We start from the raw sequence: 21,606 nt of genomic DNA on the forward strand, positions 1-21,606 counted from the left end.
GATAAGAGCCACACTAACCCATCTTGCTGCGAATGCAATCAGACCAAAGATCAACGTTGATTCCCTGTAGGAGCGAGCTTGCTCGCGATGAACCTGAGCACGCCGCGGGGTGTCAGGTATCCAGCGTTATCGTTGGCGACCATCGCGAGCAAGCTCGCTCCTACAGTGAGTTTGCTCGCGATTCATCCGCGGTAGATGAGGCGCGACGCCTTTTCGTTGCGCAACGTCAGGTGTTCCATCCCCTGCCCCGGCGCATCGGCTTCCTCGCGGGCCTTGAGGATCACGCCATGGTGCGGCGACTTGCTGCACACCGGGTCGGCATTGGCGGCGTCGCCGGTCAGCATGAACGCCTGGCAGCGGCAGCCTCCCAGATCCTTGTGCTTTTCGTCGCAGGACCGGCACGGCTCTTTCATCCAGTCATCGCCGCGAAAGCGGTTGAAACCGAAGGAATCGGTCCAGATGTGTTCGATGCTGTGCTCGCGCACGTTGGGAAACTGCACCGGCAACTGCCGGGCACTGTGGCACGGCAATGCGGTGCCGTCGGGGGTGATGTCGAGAAACAGGTTGGCCCAGCCATTCATGCAGGTTTTCGGGCGTTCTTCGTAGTAGTCCGGGGTGACGAAAATCAACTTGCAGGGATGCCCCTGCGCTTCCAGCCGTTCGCGGTATTCGTTGGTGATGCGCTCGGCACGCTGCAACTGATCCCGGGTCGGCAGCAACCCCACGCGGTTGAGTTCGGCCCAACCGTAGAACTGACAGGTGGCCAGCTCGACGAAATCCGCCTCCAGCTCCAGGCACAACTCAATGATCCGGTCGATCCGGTCGATGTTGTGCCGGTGCGTGACGAAGTTCAGCACCATCGGATAACCCTGGGCCTTCACGGCCTTGGCCATCGCCAGCTTTTGCGCGAAGGCCTTGCGCGACCCGGCGAGCATGTTGTTGACCGCTTCGTCGGCCGCCTGGAAGCTGATCTGGATGTGGTCCAGCCCGGCGACCTTGAAATCCCGGACCTTCTGTTCGCTGAGACCAATGCCCGAGGTGATCAGGTTGGTGTAGTAACCCATGTCCCGCGCAGCCTTGATCAGCTCGGCGAGGTCCTGGCGCACCAGCGGTTCGCCACCGGAAAACCCCAGCTGCGCGGCGCCCATCTCCCGCGCCTCGCGGAACACCCGGATCCATTCCTCGGTGCTCAACTCCTCGCCTTGCCGGGCAAAATCCAGCGGATTGGAGCAATACGGGCATTGCAGCGGGCAACGGTAAGTCAGCTCGGCCAGCAGCCACAGTGGCGGCCCCGGACGGGAATCATTCGATCCAGAACTGGGCATGGGCCACCTCCAGAAACGCCAGCACATCCTCGTCGATCCCCGGCACACCGGGAAAACTCTCTGTCAGCAAATCAATGATCGCCGCCACGCTGCGCTGGCCGTCCACCAGATCGAGAATCTGCCCGGCACTGCCGTTGAGTTTGATCATGCCTTCGGGGTACAGCAGCACGTGGCAATCCTGACGAGGTTCCCATTGCAGGCGAAAACCCTGGCGCAAGGCCGGTGACTGCGCGCGGTTGATCAGGCTCACAGTGCGATCCCCCGATGCCAGACGTTTTCCCGGGTGACGGTGTGATACGGCGGGCGTTCCAGCTCGTAGGCCATGCTCATGGCGTCGAGCATGTTCCACAGCACGTCGAGCTTGAACTGAAGGATTTCCAGCATGCGCCGCTGGCCTTCGAGCGTGACGTAGTGCGCGAGGGTGATCCGCAACCCGTGCTCGACATCGCGCCGTGCCTGGCTCAGGCGCGTGCGGAAGTAGTCGTAACCGGCGACATCGATCCAAGGGTAATGCGTGGGCCAGGCGTCGAGTCGAGATTGATGGATCTGCGGCGCGAACAGCTCGGTCAGGGAACTGCTGGCCGCTTCCTGCCACGAGGCGCGCCGAGCGAAATTGACGTAGGCGTCCACGGCGAAACGCACGCCGGGCAAAACCAGTTCCTGGGACAGGATCTGTTCACGATCCAGACCGACCGCTTCACCGAGCTGCAGCCAAGCCTCGATGCCGCCTTCGCTGCCGGGCACGCCGTCGTGGTCGAGAATCCGTTGCAGCCACTCGCGGCGCACCTCGCGGTCGGGGCAGTTGGCGAGGATGGCGGCGTCCTTCAGGGGGATGTTCACCTGGTAATAGAAGCGATTGGCAACCCAGCCCTGGATCTGTTCGCGCGTGGCGCGGCCGGCGTACATGGCTTGGTGAAAGGGGTGATGGATGTGGTAATACGCGCCTTTGGCGCGCAGGGCCTGTTCGAATTCGGTGGCGGTCATCGGTGTTTCGGTCATTGTGGGTCTCCGGGAAATCTTCGGTGTCTGGCCAGGCCCCATCGCGGGCAAGCCCGCTCCCACAGGTCTTGTGTACACCGCCGTAGTTGTGGGAGCGGGCTTGCCCGCGATGGGGCCACCCGCTACAACTCAATACTCATGCCGTCATAGGCCACTTCGATCCCCCGCCGCACCAGCAACGCCCGCTCCGCCGAGTCTTCGTCGAGGATCGGGTTGGTGTTGTTGATGTGGATCAGCACCTTGCGCTGACGGGGAAAACCCTCCAGCACTTCCAGCATCCCGCCCGCGCCGCTTTGCGGCAGATGCCCCATCTCGCTGCCCAGGCTCTGGCCGACTTCACACACGCGCATTTCGTCATCGCGCCACAACGTGCCGTCGAGCAACAGGCAATCGGCACGCTGCATCCAGCTCAACACCTCTTCGTCGATTTGCCCGAGGCCTGGCGCATAGAACAGCGAAGCGCCGGAGCGCCGGTCTTCGACGAACAGGCCAATGGTGTCGCCCGGCTGCGGGTTGCCCCGGTTCGGTGAGTACGGCGGCGCGTTGCTGGTCAAGGGAATCGCCTGAAACTGCAAGTGCTCGCAGGCGGCGATGCCGAAAGGCTGGCGATCCAGGCCGATCGGTTGCCACTGCAAACCGCCGTTCCAGTGCTTGAGCATGGTGAACAATGGAAAGCCGCTGCTCAGGTCTTCATGAACCCGTTCGGTGCACCACACCGAATGCGGGCAGCCTTCGCGCAGGCTCAGCAGTCCGGTGCAATGGTCGATCTGGCTGTCCATCAAAATCACGCCGGCAATCGCCGTGTCGCGCAAGCGGCGGGCCGGTTGCAGCGGCGCGAAACTCTCGAGTTGCGCGCGGATGTCCGGGGACGCATTGCACAGCACCCAGTCCACACCGTTGTCACTCAGGGCAATCGAAGACTGCGTGCGACGTTGCGCCCGCAGACTGCCGTTGCGCACGCCGGCGCACTGGCGGCAGTTGCAGTTCCACTGCGGGAAACCACCGCCGGCGGCGGAACCGAGAACACGGATGTGCATGGGTGTTGCTCCAGAAGGCAGGCCCGGCCAACGCAACGGCTGGCCGGGTGGACGATCAACGGTTGGCGAAATACATCGTCACTTCGAAGCCAATGCGCAGATCGGTAAACGCGGGTTTAGTCCACATGGGTCAATCCTCTTCTTGTGCCGGGCAAGTCCGGTAGAGCCATTAATGCACGGGGCGTCGGGCGCCCGAATGCTACTTTCGAAGGAGGTCGTGGGGTGCGTTGGTAGGGGGTGTCTGGCATACACAAAACCAATGTAGGAGCGAGCCTGCTCGCGATGCACTCGAGGACGCCGCTGGGTGTCAGGTGTCCAGCGTCATCGTTGACGTCCATCGCGAGCAGGCTCGCTCCTACAGGGGGATTGTGCTGATTTTGCGGGGGTTAGAAGAACCCCAGCGGATTGATGTCGTAGCTCACCAGCAGGTTTTTGGTCTGCTGGTAATGGTCGAGCATCATCTTGTGGTTCTCACGGCCAACCCCGGATTTCTTGTAGCCACCGAACGCGGCATGCGCCGGGTACAGGTGGTAGCAGTTGGTCCACACGCGACCGGCCTTGATCGCCCGGCCCATGCGGTAGGCACGGTTGATGTCGCGGGTCCACAGGCCGGCACCGAGGCCGAACTCGCTGTCGTTGGCAATCGCCAGGGCTTCGGCTTCGTCCTTGAACGTGGTGACACCCACCACCGGGCCGAAGATTTCTTCCTGGAACACGCGCATCTTGTTGTGGCCCTTGAGCAGGGTCGGCTGGATGTAATAGCCGCTCGACAGGTCGCCTTCAAGACGTTCCGCCGCGCCACCGGTGAGCAACTCGGCGCCCTCCTCCTGGGCAATTTTCAGGTACGAGAGGATCTTGTCGTATTGCTGCTCCGAGGCCTGGGCGCCGACCATGGTGTCGGTGTCCAGCGGGTTGCCGCGCTTGATCTTGACGATCTTCTTCATCACCTCGGCCATGAACGGTTCGTAGATCGACTCTTGCACCAGCGCCCGCGACGGGCAGGTGCAGACTTCGCCCTGGTTGAAGAACGCCAGCACCAGGCCTTCGGCGGCTTTCTCGATGAACTGCGGCTCGGCGTTCATGATGTCTTCGAAGAAGATGTTTGGCGACTTGCCGCCCAGTTCAACGGTGCTTGGAATGATGTTCTCGGCGGCGCAATGCATGATGTGCGCGCCCACCGGGGTGGAGCCGGTAAAGGCGATCTTGGCGATGCGCTTGCTGGTGGCCAGCGCTTCACCGGCTTCGCGGCCGAAACCTTGCACGATGTTGAGCACACCGGCCGGCAGCAAGTCGGCGATCAGCTCGGCGAAGACCATGATCGACAGCGGCGTCTGCTCGGCGGGTTTGAGCACGATGCAGTTGCCGGCCGCCAGGGCCGGGGCGAGTTTCCACGCGGCCATCAGCAGCGGGAAGTTCCACGGGATGATCTGCCCGACCACGCCCAGCGGCTCGTGGAAGTGATAGGCAGTGGTCAGCTCGTTGATTTCGGCGGCACCGCCTTCCTGCGCACGGATGCAACCGGCGAAGTAGCGGAAATGGTCGGCGGCCAGCGGCACGTCGGCGTTAAGGGTTTCGCGTACGGCCTTGCCGTTGTCCCAGGTTTCGGTGACGGCGAGGATTTCCAGGTTCTGTTCGATGCGGTCGGCGATTTTCAGCAGCACCAGGGAGCGATCCTGCGCCGAGGTCTTGCCCCAGGCATCGGCCGCGGCATGGGCGGCATCGAGGGCCTTGTCGATGTCGGCGGCGCTGGAACGCGGGAATTCGGCGATGACTTCGCCGGTGACCGGCGAGGTGTTGGTGAAGTATTCGCCATTGACTGGGGCGACGAATTCGCCGCCGATGAAGTTGCCATAGCGCGCCTTGAAGGAAACGACGGCGCCGGGTGTTCCGGGTTGTGCGTAGATCATGATGGGCCTCAGTCTGGGTCGATGCCTGTCGGGCAAACAGGCGATGGACCGATGTTAGAGAGCCCCGCAGGCGGGACGAATGCGCCGTTGGCAGCGGAACTCTCGTTATTTGGTATTAGGTTTCACACATTCCCCTGTAGGAGCGAGCCTGCTCGCGATGGCCGTCAACGATAACGCGGGGCGTCTGATGCCCCGCGTCGGCCTCAGGTTCATCGCGAGCAGGCTCGCTCCTACAGGTTTCACACATTCCCTTGTAGGAGCGAGCCTGCTCGCGATGGCCATCAACGACAACGCGGGGTGCCTGGTGCCCCGCGTCGGCCTCAGGTTCATCGCGAGCAGGCTCGCTCCTACAGGGGGGCGCGGCGGGGTTAGTGTTTGGCGACGAGGTCTTTTGGCAACTTGAAGGTCCAGAGCATGCCGCCCTGGTTGAAGTCCTTCACGCGCTTGGCCACTTCACCGCCCCACAGCGGCACCGCGCCGCCCCAGCCCGAGAGCACCGAGACGTACTGTTCGCCGTCCATTTCCCAGGTGACCGGCGAGCCGAGTACGCCGGAGCCGGTCTGGAATTCCCAGACCTTTTCGCCGGTCTTGGCATTGAACGCCTGGAGGAAACCTTCCGGCGTGCCGGTGAACACCAGGTTGCCCTTGGTGGTCAGCACCCCACCCCACAGCGGCGCGAAGTTCTTGTGGCGCCAGACTTCCTTGCCGGTTTTCGGGTCAATGGCGCGCAACACGCCGATGTAGTCTTCGTTCAACGGTTTGATGGTGAACCCGGCACCGAGGAACGCCGCGCCTTTCTTGTAGGCGATACCCTCGTTCCAGATGTCCATGCCCCACTCGTTGGACGGTACGTAGAACAGCCCGGTGTCCCTGTTATAGGCCATCGGCATCCAGTTTTTCGCACCGAGGAACGCCGGCGCCACGAACACCGAACTGCCCTTGGCCTCAGTGCCCGGCGCGCCGGGACGGCTGGCTTCGTTGTAGATCGGCCGGCCATCCTTATCGAGACCGGTGGCCCAGGTGATCTTGTCCACGAACGGGAAGCCACGGATGAACTTGCCGTTGGTGCGGTCCAGCACGTAGAAGAAACCGTTACGGTCGGCGGTGGCAGCCGCTTTGATTTCCTTGCCGCCTTCGGTGTAGTTGAACGACACCAGCTCGTTCACGCCGTCATAGTCCCAGCCATCGTGAGGCGTGCTCTGGAAGTGCCATTTGATGGTCCCGTCGTCCGGGTTCAACGCCAGGCGTGACGAGGAGTAAAGGTTGTCGCCAGGACGCAAATGCGAGTTCCACGGTGCCGGGTTGCCGGTGCCGAACAGCAGCAGGTTGGTTTCCGGGTCGTAGTAACCGCCGAGCCAAGGTGCGGCACCGCCGGTTTTCCAGAGATCGCCGGGCCAGGTCTTGCCCGCTTCGCCACCGGAGATGCCGTTCTCTACCGCTTTGCCGTCCTTGTAGACGTAACCCATGTGGCCTTCGACGGTCGGCCGGGTCCACAGCAGGTCGCCGTTTTTCGGGTCATAGGCTTCGATCTTGCCGACCACGCCGAACTCGCCGCCGGCCACGCCGGTGATCAGTTTGCCGTTGATCACCAGTGGCGCGGCGCTGATGGAGTAGCCTTCCTTGTGGTCGGCGACTTTCTTGCTCCACACCACTTTGCCGGTGTCTTTGTTCAGGGCCACGAGCTTGGCGTCGAGGGTGCCGAAAATCACCAGGTCGCCGTACAGCGCGACGCCCCGGTTGATCACGTCGCAGCACGGGCGAATGTCATCGGGCAGGCGCGCATCGTATTGCCAGAGTTTCTTGCCGGTGCGCGCATCCACCGCAAACACCCGCGAATAGGAGCCGGTCATGTACATCACACCGTCCTTGATCATCGGTTGCGCTTGCTGGCCGCGCTGTTTTTCGCCGCCAAACGAGAACGCCCAGACCGGTCGCAGGTCTTTCACGTTGTTGACGTTGAGCGTGTCCAGAGGACTGTAACGCTGACCCTGGACGCCCAGACCGTTGGTGACGATCTGCTCGGGATTCTTGGGATCCTGGAGAATTTCCTGGTCGGTGACACCGGCCAGGGCGCTGCCGGACAGCAGCATGGCACTGAGCAACAGGCTCAAGACGAAGGGTTGGCGACGTGCGGGTTGGGTCATGACGGCTGCCTCTGCGGTTTTTGTTATACCCGGGAAATTTTCCCGGTCTGGTGCAGATTCTTGGGCGCCGCCGCCCTCGCAACAATTGCCCGCAATATTGAGATTGCTAGTTCCTTAGTACCGGGTCGGACCGCGACGCAACCGTGTAGGAGCCAGCTTGCTGGCGATGGCGCCCATGAAATCGCCATCGCCAGCAAGCTGGCTCCTACAGGGTTTGTGTCACCCGAGATCCGTAGGAGCCGGCTTGCTGGCGATCCAGGCGACGCGGTGTATCAGACCGACCGCGGCGTCCCGATCGCCAGCAAGCCGGCTCCTACAGGTTTGAGTCAACACGTTGCATTTGTGTGCGTTCGTAGCGCGGATAGAGATGGCTGACACTGCGGATCAGCTCATACCGACTCAGGCTGATCCCGGCGAAACGTTCGGGAATGGGGCTGCGGATCATCTCGGTCATGTCACTGCCGTTGGCCGCGCCGTCACGCATGAGCTGGTCGAGCCAGCCGAGGTAGTCACGCATCTGCTCGAACGGCTTGGCATCGGTGGCCACCGGGCCATGACCGGGGACGATGAGGGTCCACGGCAGCCCCTGAAGCGTGGCGAGGTCCGCCAGCCACACCGACAACCCCGGGCTGTTCGGCGTGGTCAGCGCCCGTTGGTAAAACACCAGGTCCCCGGCGAACAGCACCCCGGTTTGCTGGTCGAGAATAGCCAGGTCCGCGCCGGTGTGCCCACCCAGACTCAGCAAGCGCAGATCGTGATTCCCAAAGTTTTTTACGCCGGCTGCCAGCGTCTCGGTCGGCAACACGACTTCCGTGCCACGCATCCAGTCACCCACCAGCCGATACATGTTCTCGGCCATCGCATCACCCTGCTGCTTCAACAACTCGGTGGTGCCGGCCAGCGCGCCGATCGGCACATCGCTGAAGGCCTGATTGCCCAGCGCGTGATCGGGATGATGATGGGTCAGCAACACCTGGATCACCGGTTTGTCGGTGGTCGCGGCAATCGCTTTGCGCATGGCCTCGCCGTAGCGCTTCGACGGCCCGGTATCGATCACCACCACACCGCGCTCGGTAACGATGAACGCGGTGTTGACGATATTGCCGCCGTTGTCCTTGGCGAAATTGTCGGTGCTGCCTTCCAGTAACCAGGTGTCAGCGGCAATCTGCCGGGGCTTGAGCACGTAGTCGAGATCCGCCAGGGCCGGCAGGCTCAGGCTCATGAACAACAGCAGCATCCAGCGCATCGCGCGCTCCTTCGAGTCAGGGTATGGCCGCATCAAATTCGTTGCCGCTGTTGTCGCGCAGCAACAGGCGCGTCTGCCCTGCCCCCTCGATGTCGAAGGCCAGGTTGGGGTTTTCGCTGACGGCGGGAAACAGTTCGAGGCGGGCCAGCAACTGATTGTCCTGGTCCCGCAGCTCAGCATGGTTGATGAAAAACTCCGGGATGCCGCCGACCATGCCGTTATCCATCGGATGCGCCACCTGCAAACGCAAGCGGCTGAATTCGCCACGGGGGTACCGCCCGCCGAGCACTTCACCGATGCGCTCTTCCCAGCCCGGCTGGGTGCGCACCACGCTCGGCGCCGTGCAGCCGCCACCCGCCGCATCGATCAATGTCGAACCGACATGCCACACGCCGTCGCGGGTCAGCACGGCCGCGCGCAGCGGTGTGGCTTGCTCGACCCGAATACGGATCGACAGCCAGGGCAGCACCCGATCCTGCAGCTGGAAATCGACAATCTTCGGCAACGGATTGAGTTCGGCCCACGCAAGGATCTTCACCACCTCGCCCTTGAACGCGCGGGCGTCGATTTCCAGCGGCACTTGCCGGGCGTCTTCGGCGAACGGCGGCGCCAGCAGCTTGACCCGGTCGTCGAACAGGAACGGCGCATCGCCGAGCATCTGCTTGTGATAGAAGGCCCACATCACCGACGGCACCGGGTCTTTACCCGGCTCGATGTCTGCAGCGTGCGCAGCCAAGGGCAACCAGCAGACCAACAGATATCGCGCTCGCCAGTTCACGGTTGATACATCTCCGGCACGTCATACCGCAGGCCGTAACGGGCATAAATGGCTTTCACCGAGCCTTCGCGGATCAGGGTTTCCAGGGCTTCTTCCACGGCATAGGCCAGTTGCCGATTGCTTTCGTGCACCGCCATGCCGATCTCCCAGAGCTGCTTGCCCATGTTCGGGTAAGCGTTTTCCGCCAGCGCCACTTGCGGGTCGGCGGCCTGGTGGACCTGCCAGTCGATCTCGCCGCGCATGGCCATGACCGCGTCGACTTCCCCGGCCTTCATCGCTGCAAAGGCCTGGGGTACGCCGGGATAGTGGTGGGTTTTGCCGGCGAGCATGCCGTTGAACACCGACGTCAGGTAGAACGACGGCACGCTGTCTACCTCGACGCCGATCGGGTGATGCTCGAAAACGGCGACGCTGCCCACCGACTCCAGCCGACGACGGTCATAAGCGACTTGCCATTGCTCGTTCTGGTAGGGGCCAAACATCACCACATGGGCGTTTTCCAGCTCGCCCAGTTCGTTGCGTTTGCGCGCGTAATCCTGATCGTAGGGCACGCGCATCATCAGGTCGGCCAATTGCTGGTTATGCAGCTGACTGGCCCGCCAGATGTAGTCGCGCAGGTCGTCGTCGAGCTTTTCGCCGGCCGGCGCCCAGATCAGTTCCAGGTGCACGCCAAGGGCCTTGGCCAATGCCTCGGCGAGTTCGACATCCACGCCCCGGGGCTCGCCGGCGTCTTCGAAACTGTAGGGCGCAAAGTCTTTGTAGACCGCGACTTTCAGCGTCCCGGCGGCGATCATTTCGTCATAGGTCCGGACCTGCGCCTGCACCGTCTGGCAGCACAGCAACACAGCGCTGATCAACACAGCGAGCAGGCGCATGCATTACTCCTCGACGCGAACGCTGTCCAGGTAAGTGCGCACCGCCCACAGGGCTTCCTGACTCAGGTAGTCGGCCATTTTCGGCATGTACACCCGGCCGTCACGCACGGCGCCGTGGCGGACCCGCTCAACGAACCACTCATCTCCCGACTCGCCGACATCGAGCATGCGCAAGTCCGGGGCGATACCGCCGGACTTGGCCTCCAGGCCGTGGCAGGCCGCGCAGTTCTGGTTGTACGCGGATGATCCGATCTCCACCGCCTTATCGTGTTCCGGGGACGTGCGGTAAGGGTTCACCGCCGCCCAGCCATCACCATCGACTTTCACGCCGGCGTCCTTGATCGGGGTCAGGCCCTGGGTTTCCACGGCTTGCGGCACCACGTTGCCATGGGCCCAGACCGAACCTGCGCTGATAAAGCCGGCCAGCAGACCGGCCACGAGCAAGGCGTTGCGTTTTGTTGTCATTGTTATGCCCTCAGGATTGCACGCAAGACCTCTTGGCAGAGGCTATGGCAACCATCTTAGGAAGCGCTGCGCATCGGCCCCATGCTGCTTTGGTGGCCGCCGTCTACTCCCTTGGTAGTAGGGCTTGCGGCGCACACCCAAATCAGGTGCCTTTCGGGAAGTCTTCCCGGCGACAGCGGGACTTTTTCCGTAGTCGCCACCCCGACGGAACCACCACCCTGTGCAGGCCAAAACCTCCATTGGGAACTGCAACCATGACAATAAGATCGCTACCCGCCCTTTCCCCTCTGACCCTCGCCGTGCAAGCCTTTTTGCTGGTGAGCAGCCTGTCCCTGAGCGCTGCCAGCCACGCCGCGAGCGAACCTGCCACAACGACGCGCAACGTGAGCTGGGAAGACATTGCCAACGATCACCTGACCACCAAGGATGTCCTGCAATACGGCATGGGCACCAACGCCCAACGCTGGAGCCCTTTGGCCCAGGTCAATGACAAGAACGTGTTCAAGCTGACGCCGGCCTGGTCCTATTCGTTCGGCGACGAGAAGCAGCGCGGCCAGGAATCCCAGGCGATCGTCAGCGACGGCGTGGTGTACGTCACCGGCTCGTATTCGCGGGTATTCGCCCTCGACGCCAAGACCGGCAAACGCCTGTGGACTTACAACCATCGCCTGCCGGACAACATTCGTCCGTGCTGCGATGTGGTCAACCGTGGCGCCGCCATTTATGGCGACAAGATCTACTTCGGCACCCTCGACGCACGCCTGATCGCGCTGGACAAGAACACCGGCAAAGTGGTCTGGAACAAGAAATTCGGCGACCACGCCGCCGGCTACACCATGACCGGCGCGCCGGTGCTGATCAAAGACAAGACCAGCGGCAAGGTGCTGTTGATTCACGGCAGTTCCGGTGACGAGTTCGGCGTGGTCGGGCAGCTTTACGCCCGTGATCCGGACACCGGCGAAGAAGTGTGGATGCGGCCCTTCGTCGAAGGTCACATGGGCCGCCTGAACGGCAAGGACAGCACGCCGACCGGCGACGTCAAGGCGCCTTCATGGCCGAACGACCCGACCACCGAAACCGGCAAGGTCGAGGCCTGGAGCCATGGCGGCGGCGCCCCTTGGCAGAGCGCCAGTTTCGACGCGGAAACCAACACCATCATCGTTGGCGCCGGCAACCCCGGTCCGTGGAATACCTGGGCGCGCACCTCCAAGGACGGCAACCCTCACGATTACGACAGCCTCTATACCTCGGGCCAGGTCGGCGTCGACCCGAGCACCGGCGAGGTGAAATGGTTCTACCAGCACACCCCGAACGATGCATGGGATTTCTCCGGCAACAACGAGCTGGTGCTGTTCGATTACAAGGACAAGGACGGCAAAGTGGTCAAGGCCACCGGTCACGCCGACCGCAACGGTTTCTTCTACGTGGTCGACCGCAACAACGGCAAATTGCAGAACGCTTTCCCCTTCGTCGACAACATCACCTGGGCCAGCCACATCGACCTCAAGACCGGCCGCCCGGTGGAAAACGAAGGCCAGCGCCCGGCGAAACCGCTGCCGGGTGAAACCAAGGGCAAACCGGTGGAGGTTTCGCCACCGTTCCTCGGCGGCAAGAACTGGAACCCGATGGCGTACAGCCAGGACACCGGGCTGTTCTACATTCCGGGCAACCAGTGGAAAGAGGAATACTGGACCGAAGAGGTCAACTACAAGAAAGGCTCGGCCTACCTGGGCATGGGTTTCCGGATCAAGCGCATGTACGACGATCACGTCGGCACCCTGCGCGCGATGAACCCGACCACCGGCAAAGTGGTGTGGGAGCACAAGGAGCATTTGCCATTGTGGGCCGGCGTGCTGGCGACCAAGGGCAACCTGGTGTTCACCGGCACCGGTGACGGTTTCTTCAAGGCCTTCGACGCAAAAACCGGCAAGGAGCTGTGGAAGTTCCAGACCGGCAGCGGCATCGTCTCGCCGCCGATCACCTGGGAACAGGATGGCGAGCAGTACATCGGCGTGACCGTCGGCTATGGCGGCGCGGTGCCGTTGTGGGGCGGCGACATGGCCGAGCTGACCAAACCGGTGGCTCAGGGCGGATCGTTCTGGGTGTTCAAGATTCCGAGCTGGGATAACCCGACTGCGCAGAAATAACCCACAACCCCCACCACTGTGGGAGCGAGCCTGCTCGCGATGGACGTGAGATCGCCGCGGGGTTCCAGACACCACGCGTCATCGTTGACGACCATCGCGAGCAAGCTCGCTCCTACACTCAGCGTGAGCCAACGCCATGAACTATCTGCCTCTATTACTGCTGTTGACTCTGTCTACGGCATTCGCCACCGACGGCGACGACGCCCCCCTGATCATCAACGGCTGCACCCTCGCCGAACACAGCCAGTGCCCCGGCGCCAATCTCAAAGGCGCCAACCTGAGCAACCAGGACCTGCGCAACATGAACCTCAGCGGCGCCGACCTGCGCGATGCCGACCTGCGTCACGCCCGTCTCGACCTGGCCAACCTGGAAAAAGCCCAACTGCAAGGCGCCAACCTGACCCGCGCCAGCCTGCAACAAAGCAATCTGCGCCTGGCCGACTTCAGTGGCGCCACGCTGATGGCGATCCAGGGCTGGGGCCTGTTCGCCCAGGGTGCGCAATTCCAGGACGCCAACCTCAGCGGCGCCTACCTGGAATTCGCCCGCCTCTCTGGCGCCAAACTGCACAACGCCAACCTGCAGGCGGCAGACCTGGAAATGACCTGGTTAAGCAAGGCCGATCTCAAGGGTGCGAACCTCAGCGACGCCAACCTGCAGGAAGCCAAGTTCGGTGAAAGCAACCTGGAACAGGCCAACCTCAGCGGCTCGCGCCAGCATTATGCGAATTTTCAGGACGCGAACATGGAGGGTTGCACCGGGTGCCCGACAACCTGGAATAAATAACCTCAAACCAACACCGCCCCCCCCTTGTAGGAGCGAGCCTGCTCGCGATAAACCTGAGAGCACCGCGGGGCATCTGACTGCCCGCGTAATCGTTGACGACCATCGCGAGCAGGCTCGCTCCTACAGGGGATTTGTGCTGGCCGTGCTGGCGCGTCACCCCGCCTTGCGCACCACCCCCATATCAATCCCCAGATGCACCAACTCGGCATGGGAGCTGACCTGCAATTTGCTCTTGAGCAAGGTCAGGTGATTGGACACGGTCTTGCTGCTGATGCTCAGCTGTTCGGCGATCAACCGCGCCGGGGTGCCTTTGGCGAGCATCACGAAGATCTCCAGTTCGCGCTGGGTCATGCTCTGCAAGCGCGGGTCGCTGGCGTCCTGCTGCGGGTGACACGCCAGTTGCGTGGCCAGCGGCTGTTCGATGTAGGCATGGCCCGCGAGAATCCGTCGCACCGCCTCGATCAGCACCTCCGGCGCCGAATTTTTCGTCAGGTAGCCCGAAGCCCCCGCCTCCAGTGCCTGACGCACCAGCGGCAGTTCATCGTGCATGCTGAAAAACAGCACGCGCAATTGCGGCAGGCGCTGGCGCAGGCGCCGCGTGGTTTCCAGGCCGCTGATCCCCGGCAGGCCGAAATCCATGATCACCAGGTTCGGCACGGCTTCCGACACCTTGGTCAGCGCCTCCTCACCGGTCGCGGCTTCACGCACTTCCATCGCCGGCAACAACGCCCGCAACAAACTCGCGTAGCCCTGACGGACCACCGCGTGGTCATCCACCAGCAGAATATTCATGACGCCTCCAAAGGCATGCTCAAGGCCAGCGCCCAACCCGCGCCGGGATGGCTGATGATGCGCAACTCGCCGCCCAGGCTGCGGGCGCGCTCGAACATCGAATGCAAACCGACACCTGGCCGCTGCGGCTGTTGCGCGCCGCAACCGTTGTCACGAATCAGCAACCGCAAATGGCTGCCGCAGTGTTGCAGGCGAACCCGCACCTGGCTGGCATCGGCGTGACGAGCGACGTTGGTCAAGGCTTCCTGCAACAGGCGGTAGAGATGGGTCTTGTCCGGCGCCGACAAGGGCGGCAACGAAGCGCTGACGCGCAGCTGGCAATCGACACCCTGGCGGCCCCGCCATTGCTCCACCAACAGCGCGAAAGCCTCGGCCAGCGGCAGGTGTTGCAACACCACCGGATAGAGGTCGTGCACCAGCGCCCGAAAACCCTGCTGCAGGTGTTCACAGTTATGTTCCAGCTCGCGCACCGTGCGCTCCACGGTGTCCGGCTGATCGACGACCAGGCGCAACAGACAGGCCTGGGCACGAATCCCCGCCAGGTATTGCCCAAGGTCGTCGTGCAGGGTCTGCGCCAGATGAGTGCGTTCCTGCTCCTGCACGGCCAGCAAGGTCTGGGTCAGTTGCGTGTTGTCGGTGCGCGCCTGCGCCAGCGCCTCGGTCATGCGGTTGAAATACGCCGCCAGTTGCCGCGCCTCGGGTACGCCTTCGTCGCGCAATCGCACCTTGAGCTGGCCGTCCGAGACCCGTTGCAAGGCGTGCAGCAGGTCATCGAGCAAACCCATGCCACGGCGCACGGCCCAGCGAATCGTCAACAGGCTCAACAACAGCGCCAGACCACACAGGCTGAGCAATTGCTGAAGGGAATCCCAGACTTCGTCGATTTCATCCCGTGGATCGACCGCGATCTGCACCCGTCGGCCATCCTGCAAATCAAGAACCCGCGCACTGTGCCGGGCCTCGGCAAACAACAGTCGCCCGAGCCAGGCATCCAGCCCGTCCTGCACCGGCAGGCGGGCCGCTTCGCCGGGTCCGAGCCAGCGCACGCGCACGTGACGCAGGCTTTGCGTCAAGCGCGGTTGCAGGTTGACGGGATCGCGCGCGGCGGTTTCGCTGAGGTATTCGACCACCGCTTCGGCGGATTGCAGCTCGCGCTCGACATCCGCCAGCGCCTGGTGCACCAGCAAACCCATGCACGCCAGGGTGACCAGGGCAAAAAAGCCGCAGACCCACAGGTTGATCCGCCACAGGGCCGACATGCCTAGTGCCCCGGCGTCACGGGCATGACCAGCAGCGGCGCGGGACGCGGGCCGTGAAGTTTGTCGACGCCGATCAGGCTCAGAATCAGTAACAACGGCAGGAGCAGTGCTTTGAAAATCCGCATGTTCGATCTCCTCCAGTGTGATGGCTGTTGAAGCCCATGCTAAAACCGCGCCGCCCGGTGCGAGCTACTACCTTGGTACTGCCTCACTGGTACTTTCTGCATATTTCATCCCGCCTTCAGCCTTCCTATGCTGGCGCTACCAGGAATGGAGTGCCCTATGCGCCAGCTTGCCCCTTACGCCCTGATCTACCTGCTGGCGATTGCCTGCGCCGCCGGGCTGGCGACCATAAGCCAGGCTGCCGATGCGCCGTTGCAGGTGCAGATCGGCTACCTGGCCTATCGCCCTGATCCAGGGCCATTGCTCTCCAACATCATTCCCGAACCCGTCGACGCCGGGCTGCGCGGCGCCGAACTGGCGATCACCGACAGCAACAGCACCGGGCGTTTTCTCAAGCACAGCTACAGTCTGGTCAGCGCCAACACCGACAATCCCGACGCCTTGCTTGAAGCCGCCAAGGCGCAACACGCTCAAGGCCTGCGGCTGTTTGTGGTGAATGCGCCGATGGCCAGCCTGCGCCAACTCAGTGCCGCCCTGCCCGACAGTCTGCTGTTCAACGCCGGCAGCCCGGATGACAGCCTGCGCACCACCGATTGCCTGCCAAACGTGCTGCACACACTGCCGAGCCGGGCGATGCTCGCGGATGCGCTGGCGCAATTCCTGGTGGTGCGCAAATGGCAACGGGCGCTGCTGATCGTCGGCCCCACCGCCGACGACCAGGCCTATGCCGCCGCCCTGCGCCGCGCGGCGAAACGCTTCGGCCTGCAACTGGTGGCCGAGAAAGCCTGGAGCTTCGATAACGATCAACGCCGCAGCGCCCAGGCCGACATGCCGCTGTTCACCCAGACCGCCGAGTACGACGTGGTGCTGGTGGCGGATGAGCGCGGAGACTTTGGCGAGTACGTGCCCTACCAGACCTGGTACCCGCGTCCGGTGGCCGGCACCCAGGGCCTGACCCCGGTGGGATGGCACAAAACCGTGGAAACCTACGGCGCCGCGCAATTGCAGAAACGCTTCGAAGCCATGGCCGGCCGCTGGATGAACGATCGCGATTTCGCCGCGTGGATGGCCGTGCGCAGCATCGCCAGCGCGGTGAGCAAATTGCGCGAGACCGACCCGATGGCCATCCGCGCCCTGGAAATCAGCGATCAATTGCCACTCGATGGTTTCAAGGGTCGCAAGCTCAGTTATCGCCCATGGAACGGCCAGTTGCGCCAGCCGATCCCCATCGTGCAACCCCGGGCCCTGGTGAGTGCCTCGCCCCAGGACGGTTTCCTGCACCCCTTCAACGAAATGGACAGCCTGGGCTACGACAAGCCCGAGGTCAGTTGCCGCTTTCCCTGATGTCACCACCACAACAATAAGGAATCTGCCATGCGCCGCACCCTGCTTTCATGCGCCCTGCTGCTCGCCGCCGGGCACGCCGCGGCCAGCACCGCCTGGGTTTCCAACGAAAAAGACAACAACCTGAGCCTGATCGACATGCAGACGCTGCAAGTCACCGACACCCTGCCGGTCGGTCAGCGTCCACGCGGTTTGCTGCTGTCCCACGACAGCAAGCTGCTGTACATCTGCGCCAGCGACTCGGACCGGGTCCAGGTGATGGACGTCGCCACCCGCAAGATCATCAAGGAGCTGCCGTCGGGCAAGGACCCCGAGCAATTCGCCCTGCATCCGAACAATCGCTGGCTCTATGTTTCCAACGAGGACGACGCGCTGGTCACGGTGATCGACACCGAAACCTCCAAGGTGCTCAGCCAGATCAATGTCGGCGTCGAACCTGAAGGCATGGCCGTGAGCCCCGACGGCAAATGGGCAGTGAACACCAGTGAAACGACGAACATGCTGCACTGGATCGACACCAGCACCCAGACCCTAGCCGACAGCACACTGGTGGACCAGCGCCCGCGTTTCGTCGAGTTCGCCCCCGACGGCAAGCAACTCTGGGCCTCGGCGGAAATCGGCGGCACGGTGACTATCCTTGACGTCGCGACCCGCCAGGTTCTCAAGACCCTGAACTTCCAGATCAAAGGCGTGCACCCGGACAAGGTGCAACCGGTGGGCATCAAGCTCAGCGCCGACGGCAAATACGGTTTCGTCGCCCTCGGCCCGGCCAACCATGTGGCCGTCATCGATGCCAAGACCTTCGAGATTCTGGATTACCTGCTGGTGGGCCGACGCGTGTGGCAGATGGCGTTCAGCCCGGACCAGAAGCAATTGCTCGCGACCAATGGCGTCAGCGGCGATGTGTCGGTGATTGATGTCGACAGCCTCAAGGTGATCAAGTCGGTGAAGGTCGGGCGCTATCCGTGGGGCGTGGTGGTGACGCCATGAACGCCCTGGAAGTCAGTGACCTGAGCTTCGCCTACGGCGCGCGGGAGGCGTTGCGCCAAGTGAGTTTCAGCCTGGCGCCCGGCCGTTTCGCCGCGCTGCTGGGGCCGAACGGCGCGGGCAAGTCGACGCTGATTGCCCTGCTGACCCGGCTCTACGATGTGCAGCGTGGCGACATTCTGGTGGGCGGCTGTTCGCTGCGGAACGCGGCACGTCCGGCGCTCAGGCAATTGGGCGTGGTGTTCCAGCAAAGCACGCTGGACCTGGACCTCAGCGTCGAACAGAACCTGCGTTATCACGCTGCGCTGCATGGCCTGTCGCGGCGTGAAACCGCGATTAGGGTCGATGCCGAACTTGCGCGCCAGTCCCTGAACGAACGCCGCCGCGAGCGGGTACGTGAACTCAATGGCGGCCATCGTCGCCGCGTGGAGATCGCCCGCGCGCTGCTGCATGAGCCGCGCCTGTTGCTGCTCGACGAGGCCAGTGTCGGCCTCGACCCGGCCAGTCGCCTGGCGCTCAATCAGCACATCCGCAGCCTGTGCCGCGAGCAAGGCATCAGCGTGCTCTGGACCACGCACTTGCTGGATGAAGTGCAGCCCAGCGATGACTTGCTGATTCTCCATCAAGGCCGTTTGGTCGCCAGCGGCCAGGCCGATGCGTTGAGCCTGGAGCACGGCGGCGACCTCGGCTCGGCCTTCGCTCGCCTGACGACCTCGGGAGCCGTCCAATGAATGCTTACTGGCAATGTTTCAGCGGCATCGTGCTGCGCGAATGGCTGCGTTTTGTGTTGCAGCGCACGCGGTTTCTCAGTGCGCTGGTGCGGCCGCTGCTGTGGCTGCTGGTGTTCGCCGCCGGTTTTCGCGCGGCCCTCGGGATTGCGATCATCGAGCCTTACGACACGTACATTCCGTATGAGGTGTACATCATTCCAGGGCTGGCCTGCATGATCCTGTTGTTCAACGGCATGCAAGGTTCACTGTCGATGGTCTACGACCGGGAAATGGGCAGCATGCGCGTGCTGCTGACCAGCCCCCTGCCCCGCACGTTTCTGTTGTGCAGCAAACTGCTGGCCACCTCGCTGATTTCGCTGTTGCAGGTGTATGCCTTCCTGGCGATTGCCTGGGTGTACGGCGTGCAGCCACCGGCGATGGGTTTTTTGCTCGCGCTGCCGGCGTTGCTGCTGGTGGCGCTGATGCTGAGCGCCTTGGGGTTGTTGCTGTCGAACGCGATCCGCCAACTGGAGAACTTCGCCGGGGTGATGAATTTCGTGATCTTCCCGCTGTTTTTCCTGTCGTCGGCGCTGTACCCGCTGTGGAAGATGCGCGAGTCCAGTGAGTGGCTGTACGGGTTGTGCGCGTTGAACCCGTTTACCCATGCGGTGGAACTGGTACGGTTTGCCTTGTACGAGCGCTTCAACCTGCTGGCCATGGCGGTGTGCGTCGGCCTGACGCTGGTGTTCTCGCTGCTGGCCGTCCTCACCTTCAACCCCCAGCACGCCGCCCTGCGCAAACTCAGCTAACCCCAGTCCATCGCCAGCAAGCCGGCTCCTACAAGGAATGTGACCTGCCGTTATTCTCGTGAACGACATCAAACTGTAGGAGCCAGCTTGCTGGCGATCCAGGCAACGCGGTGTATCAGACGCACCGCCATCGCCGGCAAGCCGGCTCCTACAGGAATCTGGGAAACACCGCTATTTTGTGAGCGACATCAAACTGTAGGAGCCAGCTTGCTGGCGATCCAGGCAACGCGGTGTATCAGACACACCGCCATCGCCGGCAAGCCGGCTCCTACCAGGGATGTGACCTGCCGTTATCGTGTGAGCGACATCAAACTGTAGGAGCCGGCTTGCTGGCGATCCAGGCAACGCGGTGTATCAGACGCACCGCCATCGGGATTGGCGTTTAGCGCACCAAAATTACTACTTTAGTACTGGTTAACCTGTCTATCGTCGCATTCCCAACGCACCGCGACTGGCATGTAATGGGTCCATAACTATAAGGACCGAACCCCATGCCGCGTGCCCGACGTCGTCTGCTGCGCCCTGCCCTTGCCGCGCTCTCGCTGAGCCTGTTGCTCGGCGCCGCCCAGGCCGAAACCCCGCTGTTTTCCGCTGAAGGCTATCGCATCAGCCTCTACCGCAGCCCAACGCCAAATCAGGCCGCTGGCGCCGCCATCATCGACACCGCCGCCCTGCAAAACCTGCTCGAACAAACCCCGCGTCCGGTGCTGATCGATGTCTATCACCGCCAATGGCTGCAAGGCCGCTTCATCGAAGACCAGCCCCACGAAAACCTGCCCGGCAGCCACTGGCTGGCCAATACCGGCGATGGTGACCTGACGCCCGACTGGCAGGATTACTTCACGCGCAATCTGGAAAAATTCACCGCCGGCGATCTCCGGCAACCGCTGGTCTTTTACTGCCGCTCCGATTGCTGGTTGAGCTGGAACGCGGTCAAGCGTGCCGCCGCCATGGGCTATAAGACTCTGTATTGGTATCGCGATGGCCTGGATGCCTGGCAAGCGGCGAACCTGCCCGTGACGCCGGCACAGCCCGAACCCTTTCCCTGAAGCTTTACGCGTGCGCGCTGTTGCCACACCATAATCAAAATAACGAGGTGAAAGGCTATGTACAAAATTCTGATTGCCGACGATCACCCGCTGTTTCGCGAAGCCATTCATAACGTCATCAGCGATGGGTTCCCGGGCAGCGAGGTCATGGAAACCGCCGACCTCGACAGCGCCCTGGCGCTGACCCAGGACCACGACGACCTGGACCTGATCCTGCTCGACCTGAACATGCCCGGCATGCACGGCCTTAACGGGCTGATCAACCTGCGCAACGAGTCACCGACCATTCCAGTGGTGATCGTCTCGGCGGAACAAGACAAACAGATCGTGCTGCAAGCCATCACCTACGGCGCGGTGGGTTTCATCACCAAGTCCTCGCCACGGGTGCAGATGACCGACGCCATTCAGCAGATTCTCAACGGCAACGTCTACTTGCCCCCGGACATCATCCGCACCCAGAAAAGCAGCACTCACCGCCGGAACGACACCCCGAGCTTCCCGCCGGAACTGCTCCAGGCCCTGACCCGCAAGCAGTTGCTGGTGCTGGAACGGATGACCAAGGGTGAGTCGAACAAGCAGATCGCCTACACCCTGGAAATCGCCGAAACCACGGTCAAGGCCCATGTGTCGGCGATCCTGCGCAAACTCAATGTGCACAACCGGGTGCAGGCGATCCTGAGTGCCGGGGATATTGATTTCGGTTCTTACCTGCGGCGGTAAACCCGCCCCCCTCCTGTAGGAGCGAGCCTGCTCGCGAAAAACCCGAGAGCGCCACGGGGTGTCAGGCCCCCAACGTTATCGTTGACGTCCATCGTCGGAACGCCGC

At 62.7% G+C, this 21,606-nt stretch carries 22 protein-coding genes; 8 read left to right on the forward strand and 14 right to left on the reverse strand.

The annotated features are described in order from the left end of the window. Positions 1–182: 182 nt before the first annotated feature. The 11 genes from pqqE to pedF all read right to left on the reverse strand — a co-directional run bounded on the left by pqqE (position 183) and on the right by pedF (position 10,776). Positions 183–1,325: a pyrroloquinoline quinone biosynthesis protein PqqE gene (gene pqqE / locus ACF6ZU_RS28795; RefSeq protein WP_392889297.1), complete on the reverse strand. Its 1,143-nt coding sequence runs from the start codon at positions 1,323–1,325 to the stop codon at positions 183–185. Beyond that, positions 1,303–1,575, reverse strand: coding sequence for a pyrroloquinoline quinone biosynthesis peptide chaperone PqqD (gene pqqD, locus ACF6ZU_RS28800; protein WP_392889299.1), 273 nt, complete (start codon positions 1,573–1,575; stop codon positions 1,303–1,305). The genes pqqE and pqqD overlap by 23 nt, the downstream gene beginning before the upstream one ends. Further along, positions 1,572–2,324 carry a pyrroloquinoline-quinone synthase PqqC gene (gene pqqC / locus ACF6ZU_RS28805; RefSeq protein ID WP_392889301.1) on the reverse strand — a complete coding sequence of 251 codons (753 nt, stop codon included), beginning with the start codon at positions 2,322–2,324 and terminating at the stop codon, positions 1,572–1,574. Before pqqC ends, pqqD begins: the two co-directional genes overlap by 4 nt. Before the next feature lie 122 nt (positions 2,325–2,446). Beyond that, the gene (gene pqqB, locus ACF6ZU_RS28810) at positions 2,447–3,361 is read right to left on the reverse strand and encodes a pyrroloquinoline quinone biosynthesis protein PqqB (protein WP_392889303.1); all 915 of its coding nucleotides are present in this window, start codon (positions 3,359–3,361) and stop codon (positions 2,447–2,449) included. A 55-nt stretch (positions 3,362–3,416) separates the two neighbouring features. Continuing rightward, positions 3,417–3,488, reverse strand: coding sequence for a pyrroloquinoline quinone precursor peptide PqqA (gene pqqA / locus ACF6ZU_RS28815; protein ID WP_003253598.1), 72 nt, complete (start codon positions 3,486–3,488; stop codon positions 3,417–3,419). A gap of 259 nt (positions 3,489–3,747) precedes the next feature. Continuing rightward, positions 3,748–5,268, reverse strand: coding sequence for an aldehyde dehydrogenase family protein (locus tag ACF6ZU_RS28820; protein ID WP_392889305.1), 1,521 nt, complete (start codon positions 5,266–5,268; stop codon positions 3,748–3,750). 368 nt (positions 5,269–5,636) lie between these two features. Continuing rightward, entirely contained in the window at positions 5,637–7,412 is a 1,776-nt protein-coding gene (locus ACF6ZU_RS28825) for a PQQ-dependent methanol/ethanol family dehydrogenase (RefSeq protein ID WP_392889307.1), read from the reverse strand. A gap of 313 nt (positions 7,413–7,725) precedes the next feature. Next, positions 7,726–8,658, reverse strand: coding sequence for a quinoprotein relay system zinc metallohydrolase 1 (locus ACF6ZU_RS28830; protein ID WP_392889309.1), 933 nt, complete (start codon positions 8,656–8,658; stop codon positions 7,726–7,728). Between the two features lie 16 nt (positions 8,659–8,674). After that, positions 8,675–9,436 carry a quinoprotein dehydrogenase-associated SoxYZ-like carrier gene (locus tag ACF6ZU_RS28835; RefSeq protein WP_392889311.1) on the reverse strand — a complete coding sequence of 254 codons (762 nt, stop codon included), beginning with the start codon at positions 9,434–9,436 and terminating at the stop codon, positions 8,675–8,677. Beyond that, positions 9,433–10,311, reverse strand: a complete 879-nt coding sequence (locus ACF6ZU_RS28840) for a substrate-binding periplasmic protein (RefSeq protein WP_392889313.1) — start codon at positions 10,309–10,311, stop codon at positions 9,433–9,435. The genes ACF6ZU_RS28835 and ACF6ZU_RS28840 overlap by 4 nt, the downstream gene beginning before the upstream one ends. Before the next feature lie 3 nt (positions 10,312–10,314). After that, positions 10,315–10,776 carry a cytochrome c-550 PedF gene (gene pedF, locus ACF6ZU_RS28845; RefSeq protein WP_392889315.1) on the reverse strand — a complete coding sequence of 154 codons (462 nt, stop codon included), beginning with the start codon at positions 10,774–10,776 and terminating at the stop codon, positions 10,315–10,317. A 254-nt stretch (positions 10,777–11,030) separates the two neighbouring features. On the opposite strand from pedF, the gene exaA reads away from it, so the two are divergent. Next, on the forward strand, positions 11,031–12,923 hold the full coding sequence (gene exaA, locus ACF6ZU_RS28850; protein WP_392889317.1) for a quinoprotein ethanol dehydrogenase: 1,893 nt from the start codon (positions 11,031–11,033) through the stop codon (positions 12,921–12,923). A 136-nt stretch (positions 12,924–13,059) separates the two neighbouring features. Then, positions 13,060–13,707 (forward strand): pentapeptide repeat-containing protein, encoded by a 648-nt coding sequence (locus tag ACF6ZU_RS28855; RefSeq protein WP_392889319.1) that lies wholly within the window; start codon positions 13,060–13,062, stop codon positions 13,705–13,707. Between the two features lie 153 nt (positions 13,708–13,860). Here the strand turns inward: ACF6ZU_RS28855 and ACF6ZU_RS28860 are convergent, their stop codons facing one another. The 3 genes from ACF6ZU_RS28860 to ACF6ZU_RS28870 are packed head-to-tail and all read right to left on the reverse strand — an operon-like array spanning position 13,861 to position 15,883. Continuing rightward, positions 13,861–14,499 carry a response regulator gene (locus tag ACF6ZU_RS28860; RefSeq protein ID WP_392889320.1) on the reverse strand — a complete coding sequence of 213 codons (639 nt, stop codon included), beginning with the start codon at positions 14,497–14,499 and terminating at the stop codon, positions 13,861–13,863. Further along, complete coding sequence (locus ACF6ZU_RS28865) at positions 14,496–15,758, reverse strand: histidine kinase (RefSeq protein WP_392889322.1); 1,263 nt, start codon at positions 15,756–15,758, stop codon at positions 14,496–14,498. Before ACF6ZU_RS28865 ends, ACF6ZU_RS28860 begins: the two co-directional genes overlap by 4 nt. Before the next feature lie 2 nt (positions 15,759–15,760). Next, positions 15,761–15,883, reverse strand: coding sequence for a hypothetical protein (locus tag ACF6ZU_RS28870; protein ID WP_392889323.1), 123 nt, complete (start codon positions 15,881–15,883; stop codon positions 15,761–15,763). 157 nt (positions 15,884–16,040) lie between these two features. Between ACF6ZU_RS28870 and ACF6ZU_RS28875 the strand changes: the two genes are divergently transcribed. The 6 genes from ACF6ZU_RS28875 (at position 16,041) to ACF6ZU_RS28900 (ending at position 21,500) form a co-directional block, all read left to right on the forward strand. Then, positions 16,041–17,225: an ABC transporter substrate-binding protein gene (locus tag ACF6ZU_RS28875; protein ID WP_392889324.1), complete on the forward strand. Its 1,185-nt coding sequence runs from the start codon at positions 16,041–16,043 to the stop codon at positions 17,223–17,225. A gap of 30 nt (positions 17,226–17,255) precedes the next feature. Beyond that, a complete protein-coding gene (locus ACF6ZU_RS28880) occupies positions 17,256–18,215 on the forward strand; it encodes a YVTN family beta-propeller repeat protein (protein WP_392889325.1) in 960 nt (319 codons plus the stop codon). Continuing rightward, entirely contained in the window at positions 18,212–18,943 is a 732-nt protein-coding gene (locus tag ACF6ZU_RS28885; protein WP_392889326.1) for an ABC transporter ATP-binding protein, read from the forward strand. The genes ACF6ZU_RS28880 and ACF6ZU_RS28885 overlap by 4 nt, the downstream gene beginning before the upstream one ends. Beyond that, the gene (locus ACF6ZU_RS28890; protein ID WP_392889327.1) at positions 18,940–19,731 is read left to right on the forward strand and encodes an ABC transporter permease; all 792 of its coding nucleotides are present in this window, start codon (positions 18,940–18,942) and stop codon (positions 19,729–19,731) included. Before ACF6ZU_RS28885 ends, ACF6ZU_RS28890 begins: the two co-directional genes overlap by 4 nt. 491 nt (positions 19,732–20,222) lie before the next feature. Beyond that, positions 20,223–20,780 carry a PQQ-dependent catabolism-associated CXXCW motif protein gene (locus ACF6ZU_RS28895; protein ID WP_392889328.1) on the forward strand — a complete coding sequence of 186 codons (558 nt, stop codon included), beginning with the start codon at positions 20,223–20,225 and terminating at the stop codon, positions 20,778–20,780. Between the two features lie 57 nt (positions 20,781–20,837). Beyond that, the gene (locus tag ACF6ZU_RS28900; protein WP_392889329.1) at positions 20,838–21,500 is read left to right on the forward strand and encodes a response regulator; all 663 of its coding nucleotides are present in this window, start codon (positions 20,838–20,840) and stop codon (positions 21,498–21,500) included. Positions 21,501–21,606: the final 106 nt, after the last annotated feature.

The sequence above is a fragment of the Pseudomonas migulae genome (assembly GCF_043225285.1).
Taxonomy (GTDB): Bacteria; Pseudomonadota; Gammaproteobacteria; order Pseudomonadales; family Pseudomonadaceae; genus Aquipseudomonas; species Aquipseudomonas migulae_C.

Bases quoted from the DNA above. Each gene is read 5' to 3' on its own strand.
- ACF6ZU_RS28830 (WP_392889309.1), bottom strand. From the start codon at position 8,658: ATGCGCTGGATGCTGCTGTTGTTCATGAGCCTGAGCCTGCCGGCCCTG.
- ACF6ZU_RS28865 (WP_392889322.1), bottom strand. From the start codon at position 15,758: ATGTCGGCCCTGTGGCGGATCAACCTGTGGGTCTGCGGCTTTTTTGCC.
- ACF6ZU_RS28885 (WP_392889326.1), top strand. From the start codon at position 18,212: ATGAACGCCCTGGAAGTCAGTGACCTGAGCTTCGCCTACGGCGCGCGG.
- ACF6ZU_RS28825 (WP_392889307.1), bottom strand. From the start codon at position 7,412: ATGACCCAACCCGCACGTCGCCAACCCTTCGTCTTGAGCCTGTTGCTC.
- ACF6ZU_RS28860 (WP_392889320.1), bottom strand. From the start codon at position 14,499: ATGAATATTCTGCTGGTGGATGACCACGCGGTGGTCCGTCAGGGCTAC.
- ACF6ZU_RS28880 (WP_392889325.1), top strand. From the start codon at position 17,256: ATGCGCCGCACCCTGCTTTCATGCGCCCTGCTGCTCGCCGCCGGGCAC.
- ACF6ZU_RS28900 (WP_392889329.1), top strand. From the start codon at position 20,838: ATGTACAAAATTCTGATTGCCGACGATCACCCGCTGTTTCGCGAAGCC.
- pqqC (WP_392889301.1), bottom strand. From the start codon at position 2,324: ATGACCGAAACACCGATGACCGCCACCGAATTCGAACAGGCCCTGCGC.
- ACF6ZU_RS28840 (WP_392889313.1), bottom strand. From the start codon at position 10,311: ATGCGCCTGCTCGCTGTGTTGATCAGCGCTGTGTTGCTGTGCTGCCAG.
- ACF6ZU_RS28855 (WP_392889319.1), top strand. From the start codon at position 13,060: ATGAACTATCTGCCTCTATTACTGCTGTTGACTCTGTCTACGGCATTC.
- pqqB (WP_392889303.1), bottom strand. From the start codon at position 3,361: ATGCACATCCGTGTTCTCGGTTCCGCCGCCGGCGGTGGTTTCCCGCAG.
- ACF6ZU_RS28890 (WP_392889327.1), top strand. From the start codon at position 18,940: ATGAATGCTTACTGGCAATGTTTCAGCGGCATCGTGCTGCGCGAATGG.
- ACF6ZU_RS28875 (WP_392889324.1), top strand. From the start codon at position 16,041: ATGCGCCAGCTTGCCCCTTACGCCCTGATCTACCTGCTGGCGATTGCC.
- pqqE (WP_392889297.1), bottom strand. From the start codon at position 1,325: ATGCCCAGTTCTGGATCGAATGATTCCCGTCCGGGGCCGCCACTGTGG.
- ACF6ZU_RS28870 (WP_392889323.1), bottom strand. From the start codon at position 15,883: ATGCGGATTTTCAAAGCACTGCTCCTGCCGTTGTTACTGATTCTGAGC.
- ACF6ZU_RS28820 (WP_392889305.1), bottom strand. From the start codon at position 5,268: ATGATCTACGCACAACCCGGAACACCCGGCGCCGTCGTTTCCTTCAAG.
- exaA (WP_392889317.1), top strand. From the start codon at position 11,031: ATGACAATAAGATCGCTACCCGCCCTTTCCCCTCTGACCCTCGCCGTG.
- ACF6ZU_RS28895 (WP_392889328.1), top strand. From the start codon at position 20,223: ATGCCGCGTGCCCGACGTCGTCTGCTGCGCCCTGCCCTTGCCGCGCTC.
- pedF (WP_392889315.1), bottom strand. From the start codon at position 10,776: ATGACAACAAAACGCAACGCCTTGCTCGTGGCCGGTCTGCTGGCCGGC.